This is a genomic window from Desulfobacterales bacterium (assembly GCA_028704555.1).
Lineage (GTDB): Bacteria > Desulfobacterota > Desulfobacteria > Desulfobacterales > JAQWFD01 > JAQWFD01.
In genome coordinates, this window is the sequence record JAQWFD010000040.1 from 1 (window position 1) to 18997 (window position 18997).

The window sequence follows — 18997 nt, forward strand, 5'->3', positions numbered from 1 at the left end:
GGGGGGTATCCTGCATGATTATTTTCCCTGTAATGGATGGTTATTCATGATTTCCTCTGCCAGATCCAGATAACTTTTAGCGCCAACGGACGCCGGGTCATAGAGCAATATGGGTTTTCCGAAGCTGGGCGCTTCACCGAGACGGACGTTTCTGGGCACCACGGTCTTGAACACCAGGCCCCTGAAATATTTTTCTGTATCTTCCGCCACCTGGTGTGACAGGTTGGTTCGTTTGTCGAACATGGTCAGGAGGATTCCCTCGACTTTCAGATGCGGGTTCAGCCCCTGTTTGATCCGTTTGATCGTCTGCAGAAGCTGACCGAGGCCTTCGAGTGCAAAAAATTCACACTGAAGCGGAATCAGGATCGAGTTGGATGCCGTGATGGCATTTACGGTCAGAAGGCTCAGTGACGGCGGACAGTCCATTATGATGTACTCATAGTCGTCTGAAACCTCGGCCAGAAGATGTTTCAGCGCCATTTCGCGGTCATCGCTCGACATCATTTCAACTTCAAAACCGATCAGCTCGGTTCTTGACGGGATGACTTGCAAATCGTCAAGTTCACTGGCAACAATCAGACTTTGTGCGCAGGCGCTGCCGATAATTCCGTGATACAGGCTTTTATCGATGGATGTTTTTTCGATGCCAAGCCCGGTGGTCGCGTTTGCCTGAGGATCGCAATCCACCAGAAGGGTCTTCCGGTTGGAAAGCGCCAGGGCGGCAGACAGATTGATTGCCGTGGTGGTTTTGCCCACCCCGCCCTTCTGATTGGCTATACAGATGATATGTGCCATAATCGTGAAACACTATCATAAAAGTTGATGTTTGAAAAGAAGATAAGAACATGCCAAAATGATTGAAAAAAGCAGCCGGTAGGCTCCGGGGATTCCGAATGCGCAAAATTCAACATCGGGTAAGACACTGGCTGGCGGCAGCTCGTGCGCCCCGGATTTCCGGACAGGGAAGGAAAACCTAACTCCGGTCAAAATGCGAGAAACGCATGGTGAAAGTGCCTCTTCCCTGGGTGGCGGATCTCAGCGATGTCGAATAGCCGAACATTCGTGCCAGGGGGACGGTCGCCTTGATCACCTGGGTTCCGACATGCGGACTGATGGATTCAATTTTTCCGCTCCGGGAGCTCAGATCGCCGATGACCTCTCCCATAAAGGATTCCGGGACCGTCACCTCAACGTTCATGATCGGGTCCAGCAGGTAGGGATGGCCTTTTGACAGCGCGTCCTTGCATGCCATGGATGCGCTGACTTTGTATGCCAGTTCCGTACCGGCGGATTCTCTGTATGAGCCGCCGGTGAGAGTCGCTTCTACGTCCACAACCGGATACCCCATCAACGTGCCGCTTTCCAGCGATTCCATCACGCCTTTTTCAATGACCGGTATGTATACAGCCGGTATGGTTTCAGAAGCGAGTTGTGATTTGAACAGGTTTCCGGTGCCGCGGGCCAGTGGCTTAAGCCGCAGGCTGACTTCTCCGAAATGGTTCTGTCCGGCCACCTCCTTGTCAAAGACAGCCGTTGCTTCGATTTCGTTTTCAATGCTTTCACGGTAGACGACCTGTGGCTTTCCGACATTGACATGGGTACCGAATTCACGTTCCATCCGGCTGATGATGATTTCAAGATGCAGTTCGCCCATCCCGGATAAAATGGTCTGCCCGGTATCGTCATCGGTTCGAACCGTCAATGTGGGATCTTCAGCCAGAAATTTATCGAGGACCTGCTCGAGTTTTTCCTGATCGGTATGTGTTTTCGGCTCAATCGCTACAGAGATGACCGGCTCGTAGAATTCCATTTTTTCCAGCAGCACCGGATGGTCCGGACTGCAGAGCGTCTCTCCGGTTGAAGACGCTTTCAGACCCACCACCCCGACAATGCTTCCCGGTCCCGCACTGTCGATTCGTTCCCGTTTGTTTGCATGCATCCGGAGAATTCGGGACAGTTTTTCCTTTTGGTTCCGGGCCGGGTTGAATACCTCGCTTCCGGATTTCAGGGTGCCGCTGTAGACCCTTACAAACGAAAGCTTGCGGCCTTCGATCATGGATACCTTAAAAATGAGGGCCGCCAGAGGATCTCTTTCTTTCGGCAGGCATTCGATGCTCTCATTGGTTTCGGGATGAACGCCTTTGATGGGGGGAATATCCTCCGGACTCGGAAGAAACCATGAGATCGCATCCAGCAGCGGCTGTATCCCTTTGTTTTTCAATGCCGATCCGCACAGGATAGGGACCAGTTTCAGGCTGATAGTGGCCCTGCGAATGCCTTCTACAAGGCTCTGGGGGCTGATGGGCGTTTCGGACAGATATGCGTCCATGATGTCATCATCGGCTTCGGCCACCGTTTCGATCAGTTTTTCACGGTATTCTTCCGCTTTGTCAATATCGTCAGCATGAATATCGTCCATGCTGAACGTGGCGCCCAGGGTGTCATCGTTCCATTTATACTGCTTCATGGTCAGCAGATCGATAATGCCTGAAAAGTGGTCCTCAGCGCCAACCGGCAGCTGAAGAATCAATGGAACGGCATGGAGCCGCTGCCGGATCATCTCCACGGTGCCGAAAAAATCGGCGCCGATCCGGTCCAGTTTGTTGATAAAAGCCAGTTTCGGAACATGGTATTTATCCGCCTGATGCCAGACGGTTTCAGACTGGGGTTCCACGCCTCCGACAGCGCAGAATACGCCGACGGCCCCGTCGAGTACCCTCAGGGAGCGTTCCACTTCCATCGTAAAGTCGACGTGACCGGGGGTGTCGATGAGCTGTATTTCATTTTCCTTCCACTGGCAGGTGGTGACGGCGGAGGTAATGGTGATGCCACGTTCCTGCTCGTCAGCCATCCAGTCCATTATGGCTTCACCATCATGGACTTCGCCGATTTTGTGAGAACGTCCCGTGTAATACAATATCCGTTCGGTTACCGTGGTTTTACCCGCGTCAATGTGGGCGATAATTCCTATATTTCGAATATGATGTAAATTGCTTTTTTTCATTATCTTACCATCAGCATATTGGCATTAAAAGGGAACCGCAGGTCCATATGACCGGATAGGGTCAAGGCTTCTTTTCCTTCAATCAGAATTTTTATGGAATGAATCTGATCGATGTTCAAAATCAATGAATTTACAATCGAGTAAATGCTCATCAGTTCCGATTCGCAGCCACCCGGGTGGTTTTCCCTGACCGCATTGTCAAAATCTACATACGCGGTTCCGTCTTCGGTCAGGAAAAAGGATCGCAGGGCTGTTTGCTCGGGAATCGTCCGGATCAACCCGCCCCGGGGGCCTTCGATCAGCGCGTCGATAATTCGCCTGCCCTTTTCTGACGGGTCATCCGGAAGAATCATCGCGCGGTTTTCGGCCGATAAATACGTGTTGTGTTGATCCGCAAAGTATAAATGTGTCATTGCCGTCTGCAGGGCGCGTTCGGATTGCTGCGGTATTTTATACGTGGTCTGATTCGGGGCCGCCGATCGTCCCTTCACATGTCCGACGAGCATAACCATGATGCCTGCCGCAATTATAACTGACAGCGCAAAATACAGACAGCGTTTTTTATACATTGGCTAACGGTGATGAACTCATAAAAAGTCAAATTTAAGACGGCAAAGTAAAAAACTCAAGGTGTCGTAAACTTTGTAAAATGATGCGTCCTCATGTGCGCCGCAGTGCACCCTGAATGAAGTAAAACGCCTATGGACTTTTTACGATGCCGTCAACGGTTTTTTTATTGAATAAATTGATCATAACCAGAACCATTTAAGATAATCTGAGCTCTGTGTCAAGAAAAGCCTGAACAAATCACCTGCAGGCGGGGGATGATCCGGACAGGGTCACTGCTTCAGGCCCTTACAGGCGATGGCGGAATGAACCGAATAGATGAGCAGGCCGGTCCATATCAGTCCGAACGACCATATCTGCTCCCCGGAGATCGGCTCATGAAAGTAGAATGCGCCCAGGACAAAGGTGCAGCTGGGGGCAATGTATTGAAGAAATCCCAGCGTGCACAGGCGGACCCGTCTGGCCGAAAGTGTAAACATCAGCAGCGGAAACGCTGTCACCAGCGCTGTTCCCATCAGAAGAAGATCGGTGGATACGCTGAGCCTGAATATGGCTCCGGTAGAGGTCATGTCCAGATAGCACAGATAGCACAGATAGCACAGGGCAGGGATTGTCATCAGAAACGTTTCGACGCAAAGACCTGCCAGTGCCGAGACCGGTGTTATTTTTCGAATCAATCCGTAAAATCCGAAACTGACTGCCAGTGCCAGGGCGATCCATGGAAACTGGCCGCCCCTTATCGTCAGAAAACTAACGCTGCCTGCTACCAGAGCCACCGACACCCATTGCGCGGGGCGCAGCCGTTCGTTGAGAAATATCATTCCCAGCAGCATATTGACCAACGGAGTGATAAAATAGCCCAGGCTGGTCTGAAGAACGTGGTCATGATTAATCGCCCAGATGTATATGAACCAGTTGCATCCCACGAGCAATGTGCTGCAGGTCAGCGGAATGAGTGTCCGCCGCTCTTTCAATGCAAAGAGAAACTGGTTCCAGCGCCGCTGCAGCAGCAGAACCGGGACGAGAAATACAAATGACCATACCATCCGGTGCATCAGGATTTCAAATGCAGGGACGTTTCTGAGCTGCTTCCAGTACAGGGGACTCAATCCCCAGATCAGAAAGGCAAGTACGCCCCAGATGCCCCCCGTCATGGGTGAGTGCTGTTCCAGGTTTTCCCTGTGATCATGTTTCATGTCAGGTGCTGTGAATTAAAATTGATTTAACTTTCAGGGGATCACTATTCGGCAGGGCGGTTGGGTCTTGAAAAAAGACCGGGAAAGATCCGTTCCAGCGCAAATGAAACGAGAAAACCGGCTACAGCTACCATGATAATCGTCGCTCCTGATGTCAGATTTAACATGTACGATATCCACAGACCGGAAAGGGTGAATATCAGGCTCAACATGGCCGAAAGTACCATCATCATTTTCAGAGACGTTGAGTATCGTTCTGCAATATACGGCGGAATGGTTAAAAGTGCAATAACCAGAATCAATCCGACCACCTGAATCGTCATGACTACGGATACGGCAATGATGCCGATCAGCATAAAGTACATCGGTTTGACAGGGACGCCCCTTAAATGGGCAAATTCTTCATCGTAAGACAGGGCGAGCAGATCGTTATAAAACCAGCATACGGATAACAGAATATATGTGCTAAATCCGAAAATTATCCAGATGTCGGATTTGGGTACCGTCAGAATACTGCCGAAGAGATAGCTCATGAAATCGACGTTGTATCCGGGTGTCAAATCCAGCAGGATTACCCCCATGGCCATTCCGGTAGCCCAGAGTACGCCGATGATGGTATCGGACCGGTGTTTGTCTTTGATCGTAATGCATGCCATTGCAAATGCGGCCAGAATGGAAAAACTCAATGTGCACGGCAGGTATGGCAGGTTAAAGAAAAAGGCGATCCCGATGCCGCCATAGGCTGCATGCGCAATGCCGCCGGCCAGAAAAGCCAGTCGATTTACAACCACCAGCGTTCCGATGACACCACAGATGACACTGATGAGTATCCCGGTGATAATCGCGTTTCTCATGAATTCGAATTGAAGCAGTTCGAGCATGTCAAAGGTCCTTATGTTTTCGGAGCACCCGGTGCGGAAGCCCGTGGGCGATCAGATCTACCGGACAGTGATAAGCCATTTCAAGCATTTCGGATGTGATTTCAGCATGATCATGAAAAAAAACACGCTGGTTTACGCAGACGACGGATTTGATGTAACTGGATATCAGCATGACGTCATGGCTGACCACCACAATGGTGATGTTTTGGTTCAGCTCTTTTAGCAGAGCATACAGATCGGATTGTCCCTGGGCGTCAATGCTTGAGGTGGGTTCATCCAGAAACAGCAGCTCAGGTTTTGTGACCAGTGCTCTGGCGATAAAAACGCGCTGACGCTGACCTCCGGAAAGCTCATCGATCCTGACACTGCGGTATTTCCACATGCCAAGTTTTTCCAATGCTTCCCGGGCGGAAATCTGGTCCTGTCGGTTATGACTGATATGGCTGTTCGTCATTCGGAGTCTTCCCATATAGACAACGTCAAGCGTCGATATGGGGAAATTTCTGTTAAAATGTATGTCCTGGGGCACATATCCAACCCGGTGACTGATACTGTCCGGCGATTTTCCGAATATCCGTACCGTTCCCCTGTCCGGCGGCAGTAATCCCAGCATGATTTTAATCAGAGTGGTCTTTCCGCCACCATTCGGGCCGATGACGGCCAGAAAATCTTTTTCCTGGATGGTCAGGTTGACGTCCGTCAGAACCGTATGGTTATGAAATGAAAACCACAGATCCTTAATTTCAATCACCGGTGTATTCATAAGACACTGATCCTCTGGCATTTATCCTTGATGCGTTGCTGCGGTTTTTTTTATTTTACCGGACCGCTTAAAGATGTTTTGATTTTTTCGGCGACCCGGAGAAGATTCTCTTTCCAGTCCGGTGACAGCGGATCGATAAAATCCACTTTTCCGTTGATTCCATTTGCGATGACCTGTGCATTTTTAGATGAAAACTGTGGCTGCGCAAAAATAACCGTTAATCCGTATTGTTTGGCGAGTTGAATAAAGTCATGCAGCTGCGAAATTTTCGGCTCTTTGCCTTCAATTTCAACCGGGATTTGATTCAAGCCGTAAGCCCGGGCAAAATATCCCCAGGCAGGATGGAATACCATAAACCGGGTTCTGTTTCCGATACCCTGAAAGAGTGTTATGAGCTTATCATCAAGTTCGATCAGCTCAAGCATCCATTGCCGATAGTTGTCGCGATACAACCGGCTGGATCCGGGGTCAACGCGGAGAAGTCCATTAAGGATTATTCGTGACTGAAGCATGACCAGCGGGGGTGAGAGCCAGATATGAGGATCTTTGAGATCGGCTTCTATCAGCGGTTGGGTGTCCTCGTGCCGATGAGATACCATCGCTTTTTTATTGATATCCGCATCAGTGAAAATAATGAGCATGCCGGGGTTGATAGCGGAAAACCGTTTCAGCCACGTACGTTCAAAGGGTACTCCGACTGCAACATACATGTCAGCGCCGGCCAGTCCGGTCAGTTGGGCCGGCCTGGGTTCGTATACAGCAGGATTTGCTCCCGGTTCCACCATAGCGGAAATTGTGACGCGGTTGCCGCCGATTTTTTTAACGATATATTGCTGGGGCGCTATGCTGACAAAAACAGAAACAGGCTTTTGAGCCTGCGCAGATGGTAAAAACAATGCGGTGAATGTGATCCATGCGGCCAGTGAACGTAATGCCAGTCGGAGCATCTGTGTCTTTCTCCTTAATCGTCTGCATCAGGTTTCTTGAAACCGGGCGCAACGATTCAATCCGGTGAGAAGTCATAACCGATTAAATCGTATGGGCCTCAGCTTCAAAGCCTGTTTTAGAATAACGGTTGAATTATTTAAAAAAAATCAGATTGAATGTGACTTGTAGGATCTGGTTGAAAGCTGGTCATAAACAGTGTTCAACGCATCTGAAAAAATGGCAGTTTTCGTTCAGACGTTCAAAAAAATTTTCTTTCTTTCTATAACATGTTCACGGTTCATGTTCAAAATATTTCAGGAAAAAATTGAAGCCAAGATAGACAACAGCAGCGTTACATTCCCCGAGCTGCCTTTTTGCTGTGATCTTACGGCAAGGCACGGATCGACAGATGTTGACTTTTTTTCAGATATCATCAATATGTAACTTTACCCTGATATGGCGCATCCGCGCGTCTGCATACGATCGGTATTGCGGCTATATTCATCAGGCCGTCGCGGAACAATCCCGCAGCAGATAATCCACTCTTTCAATTGGAGATTTCATGCTCAAATTTTTTTTCAAAAAGGAATTGCAGGTTGAATCCCTGATTTATAGCTATCTGGATAAGCTCAGAATGACCCAGAGAAATTTTTCGAGGGCTGTCAATACCTGCATCGATATAAAAAAAATCTGCGAATTCGATTTTCTCACCGAGCAGACGCACAAGTTTGAATCCGAAGCCGATGACATCCGGGAAGAGATCAAGTCGCTGATGTACGGCAAGGCACTGATCCCCGAATCCCGGGGAGACATCATGAACCTTCTGGATTCCATTGACGAGGTGCCGAGGCTCTTTGAGCTCATTCTTCATATGATCCAGTCACAGAAACTCGTGATTCCCGATTTTATCGTGCCTGATGTCAAAGACCTGATCCGTGTATCGCTGGACGGCTTTTATCTCATGCTCAGGCAGGTCAAAGCGCTGTTAAGTAAAAGTGATGAAATCCGGGATCTTGTGGTGATTATCGATAAATGCGAAAGCCATTGTGATCATATTGAACGGCGGATTATTACCAACCTGTTTGATTCAGATGTCGATCCGTTTCTTAAACTGCAGCTGAAAGAACTGGTGATCAACCTGGGGCATATTTCGGATCAGGTGGACCGGGTATCCAAGAAGATCAATATTATCAGCATGAAGCGCCGCGTATGATGATCAGCCTTATCAGCGGAATATTCCTGGGCTGGTCACTGGGAGCCAATGACGCATCCAATGCCTTTGGTGCGGCGGTGACCTCGAAAATGTTAAGATTCAGAACGGCGGCGGTTCTGGCTGCCGTTTGTGTGCTTGCCGGTGCGATGCTGGAAGGCCAGGCCGGAATTGAGACGCTCAGGGGCCTGACCCGTTTGGCACCTCACCAGGCGGTGGTCTCCTCCGTGGCAGCTGCGGTTACCGTTACGATCATGACCCTGCTGGGCCTGCCGGTTTCGGCATCTCAGGCCGTTGTGGGTGCTATTATGGGAATCGGTTTCATCAACCGGCAGGTGAATCTGGCCGGTCTGGGGAAAGTGATTGCCTGCTGGGTGGGAACGCCCATCGGAGCGGTTGTTATAGCGGTAATGGTATACAAAACAGCAGGGGCCATTTATAACCGCCTTGACCTGAATCTTTTTGAATCCGATATCCTGTTGCGTCTGGCATTGATTGCCGCCGGCGCCTATGGCGCTTACGCGATCGGAGCCAATAACGTTGCAAATGTCACAGCCGTATTTGTCGGTGCCGGAACGCTGAGTGTGTTTTCTGCAACCCTGCTGGGCGGAGTGAGTATTGCCCTGGGTATTTTGACATTCAGCCGTCGGGTAATGGAAACCGTGGGAAAGAAGATTGTCCGGCTGGATGCGTTTTCCGCGTTGGTTGTGGTGCTGGCCGAAGCGATTACCCTTCATATCTATACGGTCATCGGTGTGCCGGTGTCCAGTTCCCAGGCGGTGATCGGAGCCATCGTGGGGGTCGGGATCGTTAAGGGTATCAAAACCGTCAGCCGGCAGCAGATACTGAACATATTGATTGCCTGGCTTCTGACGCCCACGGCGGCCACACTGATCGCAATCCTGCTGGAAGTTGCAACTCATCTGCAATACGTTCCGGGGTGAAGCAGTTGAAGGGCGGGACAGAGATCAGAGATCAGAGATCAGAGGACAGAAGACACACAACTGCTAAGAAAGAAAATCTAATGACGAATCAGGACTGGAATGCTCAACAACTGCTTCAAACTTCTTCCTCCTACTGGCAGGGGTTTACGCTTCAAGCGGCGGTCAAGCTGGATGTGTTTTCGGCTATCGGAGACGGTGGGCTGAGTGCCAATGAGATCGCAGATCGCATCCACGTCGATGAACGCGCATTGGCCATGCTGCTCGATGCCCTCTGCGCCATGGCGCTGCTGATCAAAAATGCCGGCCGGTATTCAAATACCGCCGCGTCGACGACATTTCTGATCCGAAGCGCTTCGAAGTATCTCGGGCATATGCTGATGCACCATCATCATCTGGCCGAATCATGGTTAAAGCTTGATCAGGCGGTCATATCCGGTGAGCCCGTCAGGGACAGGGCTTCTTTCAGCGATGATCAGTGGCGGGAGAGTTTTCTCATGGGAATGTTCAACATGGCAAAGCATACGGCCCCCCCTGTTGCCGAAGCGATCGATCTGGCCGGGTGCAGGCGCCTGCTCGATCTGGGCGGAGGACCAGGCACGTATGCCGTATTTTTCTGCCTGAAGAATCCCGGACTGTCAGCGACCGTATTTGATCTTCCCACGACCCGTCCGTTTTCGGAAAGCGTCTTTGACCAGTTTGGACTGGCGGATCGAATTTCCTTTTCAGAAGGAAATTACCTGACCGAGGATATAGACGGCAGCTATGATGTTATCTGGATGTCCCATATTTTGCACGGGGAAGGCCCTGAAGATTGTGAAAAAATTATTCGAAAGGCCGTTGCTGCGCTGCAGCCCGGCGGGAAAATCCTGGTTCATGATTTCATCCTCGATAACACGATGGACGGCCCGCTGTTTCCTGCCTTGTTTGCGTTGAACATGCTTCTGGGGACCGCTTCCGGCCAGTCATATTCGGAAGGGCAGATTCGGAAGATGCTGGCGCGGGCAGGCGTAGTGAATATCGAACGAATCGCGATGAGGTTACCGAATGATTCCGGAATCATCACCGGAACTGTTTGAACCGGTGGGCACCCGTGTCGGATATCGGGGGACGACGGCATCGCAGCCAGCGGTGGAGGGTGGCGGGCCGTGTTGAGGCGATACCTGCTATTTTGTCAGAGAAAAAAAATCTTTCAGCAGATCGATGTATTCGGAAATGGTGGTTTCGAATTCATCCGTGATGTGGACAAATGAGACACCGATCGTGGCTCTGTTTTTTTTGTGCCGAAAATTTTTGATAATTCCGGAAAGTGTCTGCTCCCCCCTGTCGCCGATAAATTTAAAATGAAGTTCAATCGGTTGATTTTTTTCAAAGGCCGGGGCGTCGGGGGGTGGGGGCATCATGATAATGCACTGACACCCTTTCAGGCTGATATCGTTGATAACCCCTTGATAGACGTGTTCTTCAAACCGGGTCATTACGGGGATCAGACAGGCTGCCCGTTTGACTGAGCGGATATTCTGATGGATCAGTTTCTCGGGGAATTTCAGAAACATCAGCAATGACGGCTGGGATATGATTTCGATCAACGACGTTGCAAAGGCGACGACCTCGCCTCTGACCAGATACCGGACGATGATCTTGTTGCCGGGATAGAGTTTGTGCTTGACGTCTTTGAAACGGGATGGGGGGTGGATAATGATAAACTTGCCGGAGTCAATGCCCACCAGTCTGCTTTGCACGGGAAACGAAATTCCGTCTATGGTGATTTGCAACTCCTTGCCGATATCTAAAGATAGAAGACTGTCTTTATCCATACGAATCAATCCACTCACGGACCGTTTGCTTTAAAAAGAAAATAGCAGGCTTTTTTACCGCATGTAATTCAATTGCAGAATTTCTGATCCAATGCTCATAGCATATTGATATAACTGGTGGCTACCAATGCATGGAATCAGGACGCCTATCGTCGCTTGGCATAACGAAAAATTTGTTTGTCTATACAGGATATACGGGAAAAAAGTCAAACAGCATTTGATTTTCCGGAAAAATAACCGGTTGAGCAGCATCTCGTAAAGAATAAATTGCACCGTCCGTCGAGGCCTTCACAGCTGGATCTGCTTCCACCGGATCAGGTGATACACGATGATTCCAAAGGCAAAGGCGATGGCCATATTCGTGGTGGCGAATCCGATACCGGCGATCAGAAGTGTTACAAAAAGGTCGGATCGCATTGTTACGTCCCTGATCAGCAGGGCCAGCTCAAGACCTGAAAACAGCAGCAGAATGCCCAATACCGCATTGGGAATACACGACAGAATGCCGATACCGGCCCTGCCAAAGACCAGCGCGATAATCAGAAAAATGGCACCGATCAGGATGCTGGAACCCCCGGTTCGCGCGCCGAACCGGTAGTGCGCGGCCAGGCCCCCGGCCCCGTGACACATGGGCATTGCCCCGATCAGGCCGGTGACGATATTCATCAGTCCCATGCTCATGGCCAGGGTCCGGTTGGTTACACGTTGCGTCCGTTCGTCGTTGCCGAACAGGCTTCGACAGGTATCGGCGGTGCCGATCACCGCATTGCCCAGGGTCAGCGGAATCTGGGGGATGACCAGAAGTACGAGTGCATGGAGCATATCCATGGGCTGAATGCCGGCAATCGATATAGGGGTTGGACCTATATCAATCCCGGTTGATTTCAGGGCGCCATATCCGATGCCGATCGCAGCCCCTGCTGCAATCAGCACCAGGGCTGAGGGAAATCGTCGGTTTGACAGCAGCACCAGAGCCAGAAAAAAACCCAGGATGCCGAGAAGCGGATTGAGCGGAATTCCGGCTGCACGGATCGCCGACTCGGGATTCTGGACAAGCAGCTGATGATCCAGGATGAACCGGATGCCTTTGGTGATGAGAATCAGACCCAGGCCCAGCTGGATGCCACGGATGATGGGCCTGGTAAAAAAACCGGCCAGCCGGTCAATCAGGCCGGAAACGGAAAGAATGATCAGAATTGCCCCGAACAGAATCCCGGCAGCGGCTATGACCGGCACTGTTATCCGGTCCGGAGAGGCGATGGCAATGGCGGCAGCCACCTTAAGCGGTTGAATCGGTATGGGAAGCCGGAAATACAGGCCTGTAAAAATATAGGACAGGCCTGTCATCAACAAAACTGGTGTAACGCCCAGGCCGCAGACAACCATCAGGGCCACTGAAAGCGGGATGAGTGTCCCCAGATCTCCGAGTGAGCCGGCAAATTCAATTCTGTCAAATCTGTAGGGACCGATTCGCATGGAAAATCCGTAAGTCGCCTTTCATCATGTTAAAATCGACCTGATCGAGGGCAGACTTGTGTCTGTATAGCGCTTGCCGTCTTCATCTGCGAGTAAATTGCTGCCTGAATTCCGCTATGAATACCTTTCCGCAAAACTTATGGGTAAAGACCTGAGGCGAGCCCTCTTTTATTTTCAGACTTTTTGTAGACTTTTCGGTTTTATTTTATTCGTGTCAGGCGTATCCTGCGGTTTTGAGTCTTTGTGCTTGATGGCGTATTTTTTGATTCTGTTACCGTCTTTTTCCAGGATGGTAACGAGATGGTTTCCGATAGGAATCACTTCATTTTCTTCGGGTATGCGTCCGATCCGATCAAGGATATAACCGGAAAAGGTGTCGTATTCGTTCGACTCCGGGATATCCATATGAATCCGCTCATTGACTTCTTCGATATCTGATTTTCCCAGAACAATCCAATCCTGATTCTTGGTCTTGATAATATGAGACTCCTCCCGGTCGGTTTCGTCAACGATTTCTCCCACCAGCTCTTCTAAAACATCTTCCAGCGTGACCAGGCCTGCGATTCCGCCGTGTTCATCCACGACAATGGCAATATGATTTTTTCGTTTCTGAAACTGCTGAAGCAGTTTGTCGAGTTTTTTGTTTTCCGGAATGAAATAGGGCTTGAACATGATCGAGCGGATGTCGATCTGGTCAAAATTCAGATTTTCAGCCGTCATATGCCTCAAGAGATCCTTGATATTCAGAATGCCGATCACATTGTCGATTTCGTCGTCGATGATTGGAATTCGGGTAAAACCGGACTGGATGATTTCATTGATTCGGAACTTGTCATTTACGTCTATTATGAACATATCCCCTCTGGGAGTCATAATTTCGGACGCGTTGGTGTCGTCAAAATCGAAAATCTTATGGATCAGGTCTTTTTCTTCCACCTTGATTTCACCCTCTTCTTCCACCACCTCGACAAATGTCATCAGCTCTTCTTCGGTGAAGGCGGGTGTTTTTTTGATTTTACCGGTAAGCATGGGGATGAAATTCAAAAATCGGATGATCGGATAAAACAGGATAGACAGCCAGTAAATGGGGAAAATCGCCATCCGGGCGATCAGGATATTGTTCCGGGTGGCGATGGATTTGGGAAACACCTCACCAAACACCAGTATCAATAATGTCATGATGCCGGTTGCCATCCCGACCGCGTAACGAGGAAAAACTTCCATGGTCAGGGATGTGGCCAGGGCAGATGCGGCAATATTGACAACATTATTTCCGATCAGGACGGTTGACAGCAGCCTGTGGGGCTCGTCTTTCATTTTTTTGATGAGTGCATAGGCTCTGCCTTCCTGCTTGGCAATATGTCTTGCTTTGGTTTTACTGATCGAGAAAAAGGCCGTTTCCGAGGAAGAAAAAAAGGCTGAAAGAACAAGAAGGATGGCTAATAAAATGATTTGACTCGATATCATAAAGTGTTTTCCGGGTTATGTTGAACCGTCATGTCTCCTTATCAATTTGAAAGTTGAAAATTTATCGTCATTTTTGGGCTGTTCCGTATTCCCGGTTTTTTTCTGTGTACGGGACCAACCGGTATACCGATATCTTATATGATTTTTTCATTGGAACTACAAGCGTTGAATAAAAAAACAGGGCTTTTTTTTTATTTTTTACCGCGGAGCGTTTTCCCGTGCAAATTCTTCAGGGGTCATTGTCCAGAAAGGTGTGCCGTCCTGGGTCAGACGGACCTTGAATTCAAAATAATCTCCTTTTTTGACTTTGGATGCCATGAAAATATCTTCCCCGTTGATCTCCGCCCATGCGCCTTTGATTTTAACCTTGTCCCCCTTTTTGATCCCCATCCGGCCGGGATCGATAAACCACCGGGGGCCAAGGTGAACCGTGATCAATTCGCTGCCGCTGTCAAGGATAACCAGTGCTACTGCCGGGGACATCCCGGACAGGGGAACTACTTCCCGAATGTCTGAGACAACGCCTTTGAATTCATCACGTTCAACCGGTGAATACAGCTGATTGTAGGGGCTGTTCGTTTCCCATCCCCCCATGTCCTGTTTTTCCTGAGCCGCGCAAATCCGGGGGATTGCCGTCATGGCGGCAGTCAGCACCAGAAGGGCGCACAGAGCTGCTTTTAAATGGGTATTCATCCTGTCCTCCTTTTTCGGGTTACAGGGCATGGCCCTGCAGAGCGCGGCTGCCAGGTTTTCGCATGGATATCGCCCGGGCGCAAAGGCCGCAGAGGGAAAAGGGGATGCCTATTTTTTTCTCACATATCTGGGCGCCTCAGTTAAATCATCCATCCACCAGAGGGCTTTTTCCAGAAGGGCGTCGTTAATATCGCCATAGTCGGTCAGGCTTTTGAAGCTGGTGTCAAAAAGGTGGTCCGGATCAGCATCGATCCAGCAACCGGGAAAAATTTCGATTTCATATTCTGTTTTATCGCTCATGCGGTCATCTCCTGAAAAAGAACGTCAAATAATCCTGACGCCATGCATGATGAAAATCACTGACGGTTATGGTTTCTGTGCCAATAATCCAAACTCAAATCCTGAAAAGGTCCCGGTGTGCCGTTCAAAATCAATGTATAAGAAAAATATCATATATTCCAGTCTGATGCCAATTGTTTTATCTGCCGGAGTCTGCTCCGGCAGAGGCCGGCCGGCAGAGCATGTCTGACATCTTTTGTAACAATTCTATCATATTATACGGTTTTTGAATAAAATCGCTTGGACCGGATTCCAGCAGTCGACGGGTTTGCTGGTCGATGGATGATCCGCTTGAAAGCAGTATTCCGACATTCGGATTTATATTCCTGAGCTGCCGGATCACTTCTTGGCAGCTCAAGCCGGGCATGATCATATCCAGTATCACCAGATCGATCTTTTCCGGGTTTCTCCGGTAAATGGCGATGGCTTCGTCACCGTTGCCGGCGGTAATGACCGTGCGGCCGGATCTTTCGATCATGAGTTTTGTGGTATCCAGAATAAGCTTTTCATCATCAATGAGCAAAATAGATCCGTTTTTTTGAATCTGAGGGGGGGCAGGCTTGTGCTGTTTCGTACAGGAATTGTCGGATGCCGGCATAAAGATATGAAACGTACTGCCTTTCCCCTGAACCGAATCGACGGTGATAAATCCGCCGTGGTTTTTGATGATGCCGTATGTAGAGGCCAGCCCCAGTCCGGACCCCCCTCCGATCTGCTTGGTGGTAAAGAACGGCTCGAAGATCCGGCACCTGACATCTTCCGCCATGCCTATGCCGGTGTCCTGTATGTCGCATTGAACATACCGGCCGGGGGACACATCGAATGCCTCGACGTCCCGGCTGGTAAGGTCGATATTTTTTGTTTTGATGGTAACAGATCCTCCGTTGGGCATGGCTTGCCACGCATTGATATAAATATTGAGAAGGACCTGTTCAAATTGGCTCTGATCGGCTTCAATCATCCGGATATCCGGCTCCGGATTTACATGGATTTTTATTTCCTTGCGGGTTCTGCCGAACATGTCGATGGTGTTTTGTATGATCAGGTTGATATTGAGCAGCCGGATATCATACTTGCCGCCCCTGGCAAAGCCCAGCAGTCGTTTGGTTAGATTGGCGGCCATCTCGATGCAGTGATTGATTTTTTTTATTTTTTCGTGGAACGGATGCGTCGAATCCATGTCCATTTGAATCAGGGAGATGTTTCCCTGAATGGCCATGAGAAGGTTATTGTAGTCGTGCGCTACCCCCCCGGCCAGCGTTCCGATGGCCTTGAGCCGTTGTGCCAGTTCCAGCTCCTGTTCCAGTTTCAGCCGGTGCTGTTCGGCCTTCAGGCGTTCGGAAATATCGCGGGTGACGATCCGTATTCCCATAAGCCGGTTGCCGCAGTCCGTCAGCGGGCTCATCGACAGATCGAGAATCAGAGCCGTCTGGTCGGAACGCCGGACTTTATAATTTGGCAGATAACGGCTTTCCGGTGATTTTAAAATGTCAGAGAGCGCTTGATGCATGTCATCCCGGCTTTCCGGATCGGTCACATCGCAGATTCGCATCTGCCCGAGTTGTTCCGGGGAATACCCGAGAAGGTTGCACAGGGGATTGCTGAAAAACGTCATCTGACCGTTCAGATCGATTTCGATGTAGCCTTCCTCGATATTTTCCAGGATGGCGGCGTATTTTTCACGGCTTTTTATCAGTTCTATTTCGGTCGCTTCTTTTTCCCTGATTTTCAGCCTCAGTTTTCGATTGGTCTCAGCGAGCTCAACTGTTCTTTGGGTGACGCGTTTTTCGAGGCGGGTGTTGGTTTTCTGAAGGGCTTTTTCCCGCTGGTGCAGCGTTTTGACCATGGAATTGAACGCAGCTGCCAGAAGTCCGATTTCATCGCGGGTTTCAACGACCACCGGGACCGGCTGAATGCCCTGTTTGAGGCCCAGCGCCGCTTGGGTCAGGCGATGCAGCGGTGATGTTATCCGCTTTGAAATCACAAACGTTATTACCGAGCCGAAAAGCCAGAATGTCGAACAGATACCGGTAATGGTGAGCATCAGTAAATTTATTTTTTTTTTCAGAGAGGTCTTGTCCAGGGTGACGCTGGCAAAACCGATGATGGACGTTGCGCAAATTTTTTGAGTCGCTTGCCGGGCATAGACATGGTCGCTAAAAATGTCGGAGGGGGCGGAGTAGACCGGGGCCCAGAATTGTGCGTTTTGATCGGATTCAATGCATGCGGTATATGTGCCGGATGTCAGCCGGTCGACAATGCCGGGGGAAACCATCAGCCCCGGGCCGGTTGATCCGGATGCGGGGATTCCGTCCTGGTCATCGCAGATCAGCTGGTTTCCTTCCCGGTTGTATATCGCGCATCTGATCACGTCCGGGTGCGTGAGTGTTCCCTGGACCGGCCCGTTCAGCAGCGCCTTGTTTTCGGAAAACACCCCCATTTTTGAGTTTTTCGCCAGAATCTCGGAAAGCAGGCGGCCGTTATCAAACAGACTGGCCTCCAGGATTCTGGTTTCGTAACGGATGAAGAAAAGTGAAAATGCCACGGACATCATCAGAATGAAAAACGTGAAAACAGCAGATATCCTGGATGAAAATGAGACTGACAAGCATTTCATGTGGTAGCGGTTCCTGTCTGCAAATGCGGAGACCGGTATCGGTGGCCGGTCACAATCCCCGTGAACGAACCGAACAGGGGGTTAAAACGTAAAAGGGCTCGAAATGACGGACGAATTATTTTCATTATCGGCTATTGCCGTATGTTTCATTACCGGATCGATGGTGACACACAGTTTTTTCGCACTGACCGGATTGATGGATACGATGGCCTTCCGGGGCCTGACGATTTTTTCGACCGGTGCGCCCCGATTGACCGACAGAATTTTTTCGGCGATCTGCCAGGCCTGACGGCCCATATCGAAGGCCTCCGTGCTGATCGATATGACGGCACCAATGTCAATATGTTTTCGGGAAAACGATATCAGTGGTATCCGGTTTTCCACCGAATACTCCATCAGATATTCTATGATCTCCGGAGGCATGATCGTCATGTCCGGAAGCATCCAGAACGCATCGATGCCGGAAGCCATTTTTAATAACGCCTCTGGCATCCGCTTTGCATCAGAGACCGATTGGGTTATCAGGCGGATATGGGTTCTGGCTGCGGCGCTGGCGGCCTGCCTTATAAAACCAGGCGGATAAGCCGGACTGTGAATCACTCCGATATTTTTGATATCCGGCAGGGTCATGGAAAGCAGCTCGACCTGTCTTTGTGCGTCCACCTGCATGCTGATGCCGCAGATGTTTTTCCGGTGACTGCCGGCGGAAGGTTCGGGAGCCATCAGATATACCACGGGGATATCTGTAATTTCCATGGCCCGGCGCAGGGCATTCTGGCCGATCGCTAATATGAAGCCGGGCCTTATTCCGCGGATTTTTCCGATGATGTCAACGTCCTCGGATTCGGACAGGATAAAACGCCTGATATCAGCGGTACAGCGGGATTTAAACCCCTCGAGCGCCTCATCATATGGTTTGACCCTCATACTCTGCAGGCAGACGACCGAAGGGTCGTTCGCAGGAGCCGGAGAGGGATACAGAGCAAGGAAAACAAGGCAAATGAGGACCGGTATGAATAGTAAAGGGCGTTTGTTCGCGTACAAAATTATATCCCTTTTGGTTAGATAAATCATATAAAAGCTATACCCTTACTTTGAC

General features: G+C 49.9%; 17 protein-coding genes. 3 read left to right on the forward strand and 14 right to left on the reverse strand.

From position 1 onward, the window contains the following. Positions 1-18: 18 nt before the first annotated feature. The 7 genes from PHQ97_13140 to PHQ97_13170 all read right to left on the reverse strand — a co-directional run bounded on the left by PHQ97_13140 (position 19) and on the right by PHQ97_13170 (position 7358). Entirely contained in the window at positions 19-795 is a 777-nt protein-coding gene (locus PHQ97_13140; protein ID MDD4393681.1) for an AAA family ATPase, read from the reverse strand. A 178-nt stretch (positions 796-973) separates the two neighbouring features. Then, positions 974-3004 (reverse strand): elongation factor G, encoded by a 2031-nt coding sequence (gene fusA / locus PHQ97_13145; protein MDD4393682.1) that lies wholly within the window; start codon positions 3002-3004, stop codon positions 974-976. Further along, complete coding sequence (locus PHQ97_13150; GenBank protein MDD4393683.1) at positions 3004-3516, reverse strand: GerMN domain-containing protein; 513 nt, start codon at positions 3514-3516, stop codon at positions 3004-3006. Before PHQ97_13150 ends, fusA begins: the two co-directional genes overlap by 1 nt. A 327-nt stretch (positions 3517-3843) precedes the next feature. Continuing rightward, complete coding sequence (rarD, locus tag PHQ97_13155) at positions 3844-4767, reverse strand: EamA family transporter RarD (GenBank protein ID MDD4393684.1); 924 nt, start codon at positions 4765-4767, stop codon at positions 3844-3846. Positions 4768-4811: 44 nt separating this feature from the next. Further along, the gene (locus PHQ97_13160; GenBank protein ID MDD4393685.1) at positions 4812-5648 is read right to left on the reverse strand and encodes a metal ABC transporter permease; all 837 of its coding nucleotides are present in this window, start codon (positions 5646-5648) and stop codon (positions 4812-4814) included. A 1-nt stretch (position 5649) separates the two neighbouring features. After that, complete coding sequence (locus PHQ97_13165) at positions 5650-6411, reverse strand: metal ABC transporter ATP-binding protein (protein MDD4393686.1); 762 nt, start codon at positions 6409-6411, stop codon at positions 5650-5652. A gap of 50 nt (positions 6412-6461) precedes the next feature. Beyond that, positions 6462-7358, reverse strand: a complete 897-nt coding sequence (locus tag PHQ97_13170; GenBank protein ID MDD4393687.1) for a zinc ABC transporter substrate-binding protein — start codon at positions 7356-7358, stop codon at positions 6462-6464. A gap of 542 nt (positions 7359-7900) precedes the next feature. Here PHQ97_13170 and PHQ97_13175 point away from each other — a divergent pair. From PHQ97_13175 to PHQ97_13185, 3 genes are all read left to right on the forward strand, one after another. Then, on the forward strand, positions 7901-8551 hold the full coding sequence (locus PHQ97_13175; protein ID MDD4393688.1) for a DUF47 family protein: 651 nt from the start codon (positions 7901-7903) through the stop codon (positions 8549-8551). Then, a complete protein-coding gene (locus PHQ97_13180) occupies positions 8548-9492 on the forward strand; it encodes an inorganic phosphate transporter (protein ID MDD4393689.1) in 945 nt (314 codons plus the stop codon). Before PHQ97_13175 ends, PHQ97_13180 begins: the two co-directional genes overlap by 4 nt. An 80-nt stretch (positions 9493-9572) precedes the next feature. Further along, entirely contained in the window at positions 9573-10568 is a 996-nt protein-coding gene (locus PHQ97_13185; protein MDD4393690.1) for a methyltransferase, read from the forward strand. 87 nt (positions 10569-10655) lie between these two features. Here PHQ97_13185 and PHQ97_13190 read toward each other — a convergent pair whose 3' ends face one another. From PHQ97_13190 to PHQ97_13220, 7 genes are all read right to left on the reverse strand, one after another. Then, positions 10656-11306 (reverse strand): flagellar brake protein, encoded by a 651-nt coding sequence (locus PHQ97_13190; protein ID MDD4393691.1) that lies wholly within the window; start codon positions 11304-11306, stop codon positions 10656-10658. Between the two features lie 288 nt (positions 11307-11594). Next, entirely contained in the window at positions 11595-12782 is a 1188-nt protein-coding gene (locus PHQ97_13195; GenBank protein MDD4393692.1) for a putative sulfate/molybdate transporter, read from the reverse strand. Between the two features lie 174 nt (positions 12783-12956). Further along, complete coding sequence (locus PHQ97_13200; GenBank protein ID MDD4393693.1) at positions 12957-14249, reverse strand: hemolysin family protein; 1293 nt, start codon at positions 14247-14249, stop codon at positions 12957-12959. Between the two features lie 198 nt (positions 14250-14447). Further along, a complete protein-coding gene (locus PHQ97_13205) occupies positions 14448-14942 on the reverse strand; it encodes a hypothetical protein (GenBank protein ID MDD4393694.1) in 495 nt (164 codons plus the stop codon). Positions 14943-15050: 108 nt separating this feature from the next. Beyond that, the gene (locus PHQ97_13210; GenBank protein MDD4393695.1) at positions 15051-15242 is read right to left on the reverse strand and encodes a hypothetical protein; all 192 of its coding nucleotides are present in this window, start codon (positions 15240-15242) and stop codon (positions 15051-15053) included. A 178-nt stretch (positions 15243-15420) separates the two neighbouring features. Further along, positions 15421-17898 (reverse strand): response regulator, encoded by a 2478-nt coding sequence (locus tag PHQ97_13215; GenBank protein ID MDD4393696.1) that lies wholly within the window; start codon positions 17896-17898, stop codon positions 15421-15423. Positions 17899-17979: 81 nt separating this feature from the next. Next, positions 17980-18825, reverse strand: coding sequence for an ABC transporter substrate binding protein (locus tag PHQ97_13220; GenBank protein MDD4393697.1), 846 nt, complete (start codon positions 18823-18825; stop codon positions 17980-17982). Between the last annotated feature and the right edge of the window lie 172 nt (positions 18826-18997).

What these genes read in the sequence shown, in the direction of transcription:
- PHQ97_13140 (MDD4393681.1), bottom strand. Translation starts at nt 795, where the DNA reads ATGGCACATATCATCTGTATAGCCAATCAGAAGGGCGGGGTGGGCAAA.
- fusA (MDD4393682.1), bottom strand. Translation starts at nt 3,004, where the DNA reads ATGAAAAAAAGCAATTTACATCATATTCGAAATATAGGAATTATCGCC.
- PHQ97_13150 (MDD4393683.1), bottom strand. Translation starts at nt 3,516, where the DNA reads ATGGTTATGCTCGTCGGACATGTGAAGGGACGATCGGCGGCCCCGAAT.
- rarD (MDD4393684.1), bottom strand. Translation starts at nt 4,767, where the DNA reads ATGAAACATGATCACAGGGAAAACCTGGAACAGCACTCACCCATGACG.
- PHQ97_13160 (MDD4393685.1), bottom strand. Translation starts at nt 5,648, where the DNA reads ATGCTCGAACTGCTTCAATTCGAATTCATGAGAAACGCGATTATCACC.
- PHQ97_13165 (MDD4393686.1), bottom strand. Translation starts at nt 6,411, where the DNA reads ATGAATACACCGGTGATTGAAATTAAGGATCTGTGGTTTTCATTTCAT.
- PHQ97_13170 (MDD4393687.1), bottom strand. Translation starts at nt 7,358, where the DNA reads ATGCTCCGACTGGCATTACGTTCACTGGCCGCATGGATCACATTCACC.
- PHQ97_13175 (MDD4393688.1), top strand. Translation starts at nt 7,901, where the DNA reads ATGCTCAAATTTTTTTTCAAAAAGGAATTGCAGGTTGAATCCCTGATT.
- PHQ97_13180 (MDD4393689.1), top strand. Translation starts at nt 8,548, where the DNA reads ATGATGATCAGCCTTATCAGCGGAATATTCCTGGGCTGGTCACTGGGA.
- PHQ97_13185 (MDD4393690.1), top strand. Translation starts at nt 9,573, where the DNA reads ATGACGAATCAGGACTGGAATGCTCAACAACTGCTTCAAACTTCTTCC.
- PHQ97_13190 (MDD4393691.1), bottom strand. Translation starts at nt 11,306, where the DNA reads ATGGATAAAGACAGTCTTCTATCTTTAGATATCGGCAAGGAGTTGCAA.
- PHQ97_13195 (MDD4393692.1), bottom strand. Translation starts at nt 12,782, where the DNA reads ATGCGAATCGGTCCCTACAGATTTGACAGAATTGAATTTGCCGGCTCA.
- PHQ97_13200 (MDD4393693.1), bottom strand. Translation starts at nt 14,249, where the DNA reads ATGATATCGAGTCAAATCATTTTATTAGCCATCCTTCTTGTTCTTTCA.
- PHQ97_13205 (MDD4393694.1), bottom strand. Translation starts at nt 14,942, where the DNA reads ATGAATACCCATTTAAAAGCAGCTCTGTGCGCCCTTCTGGTGCTGACT.
- PHQ97_13210 (MDD4393695.1), bottom strand. Translation starts at nt 15,242, where the DNA reads ATGAGCGATAAAACAGAATATGAAATCGAAATTTTTCCCGGTTGCTGG.
- PHQ97_13215 (MDD4393696.1), bottom strand. Translation starts at nt 17,898, where the DNA reads ATGAAATGCTTGTCAGTCTCATTTTCATCCAGGATATCTGCTGTTTTC.
- PHQ97_13220 (MDD4393697.1), bottom strand. Translation starts at nt 18,825, where the DNA reads ATGAGGGTCAAACCATATGATGAGGCGCTCGAGGGGTTTAAATCCCGC.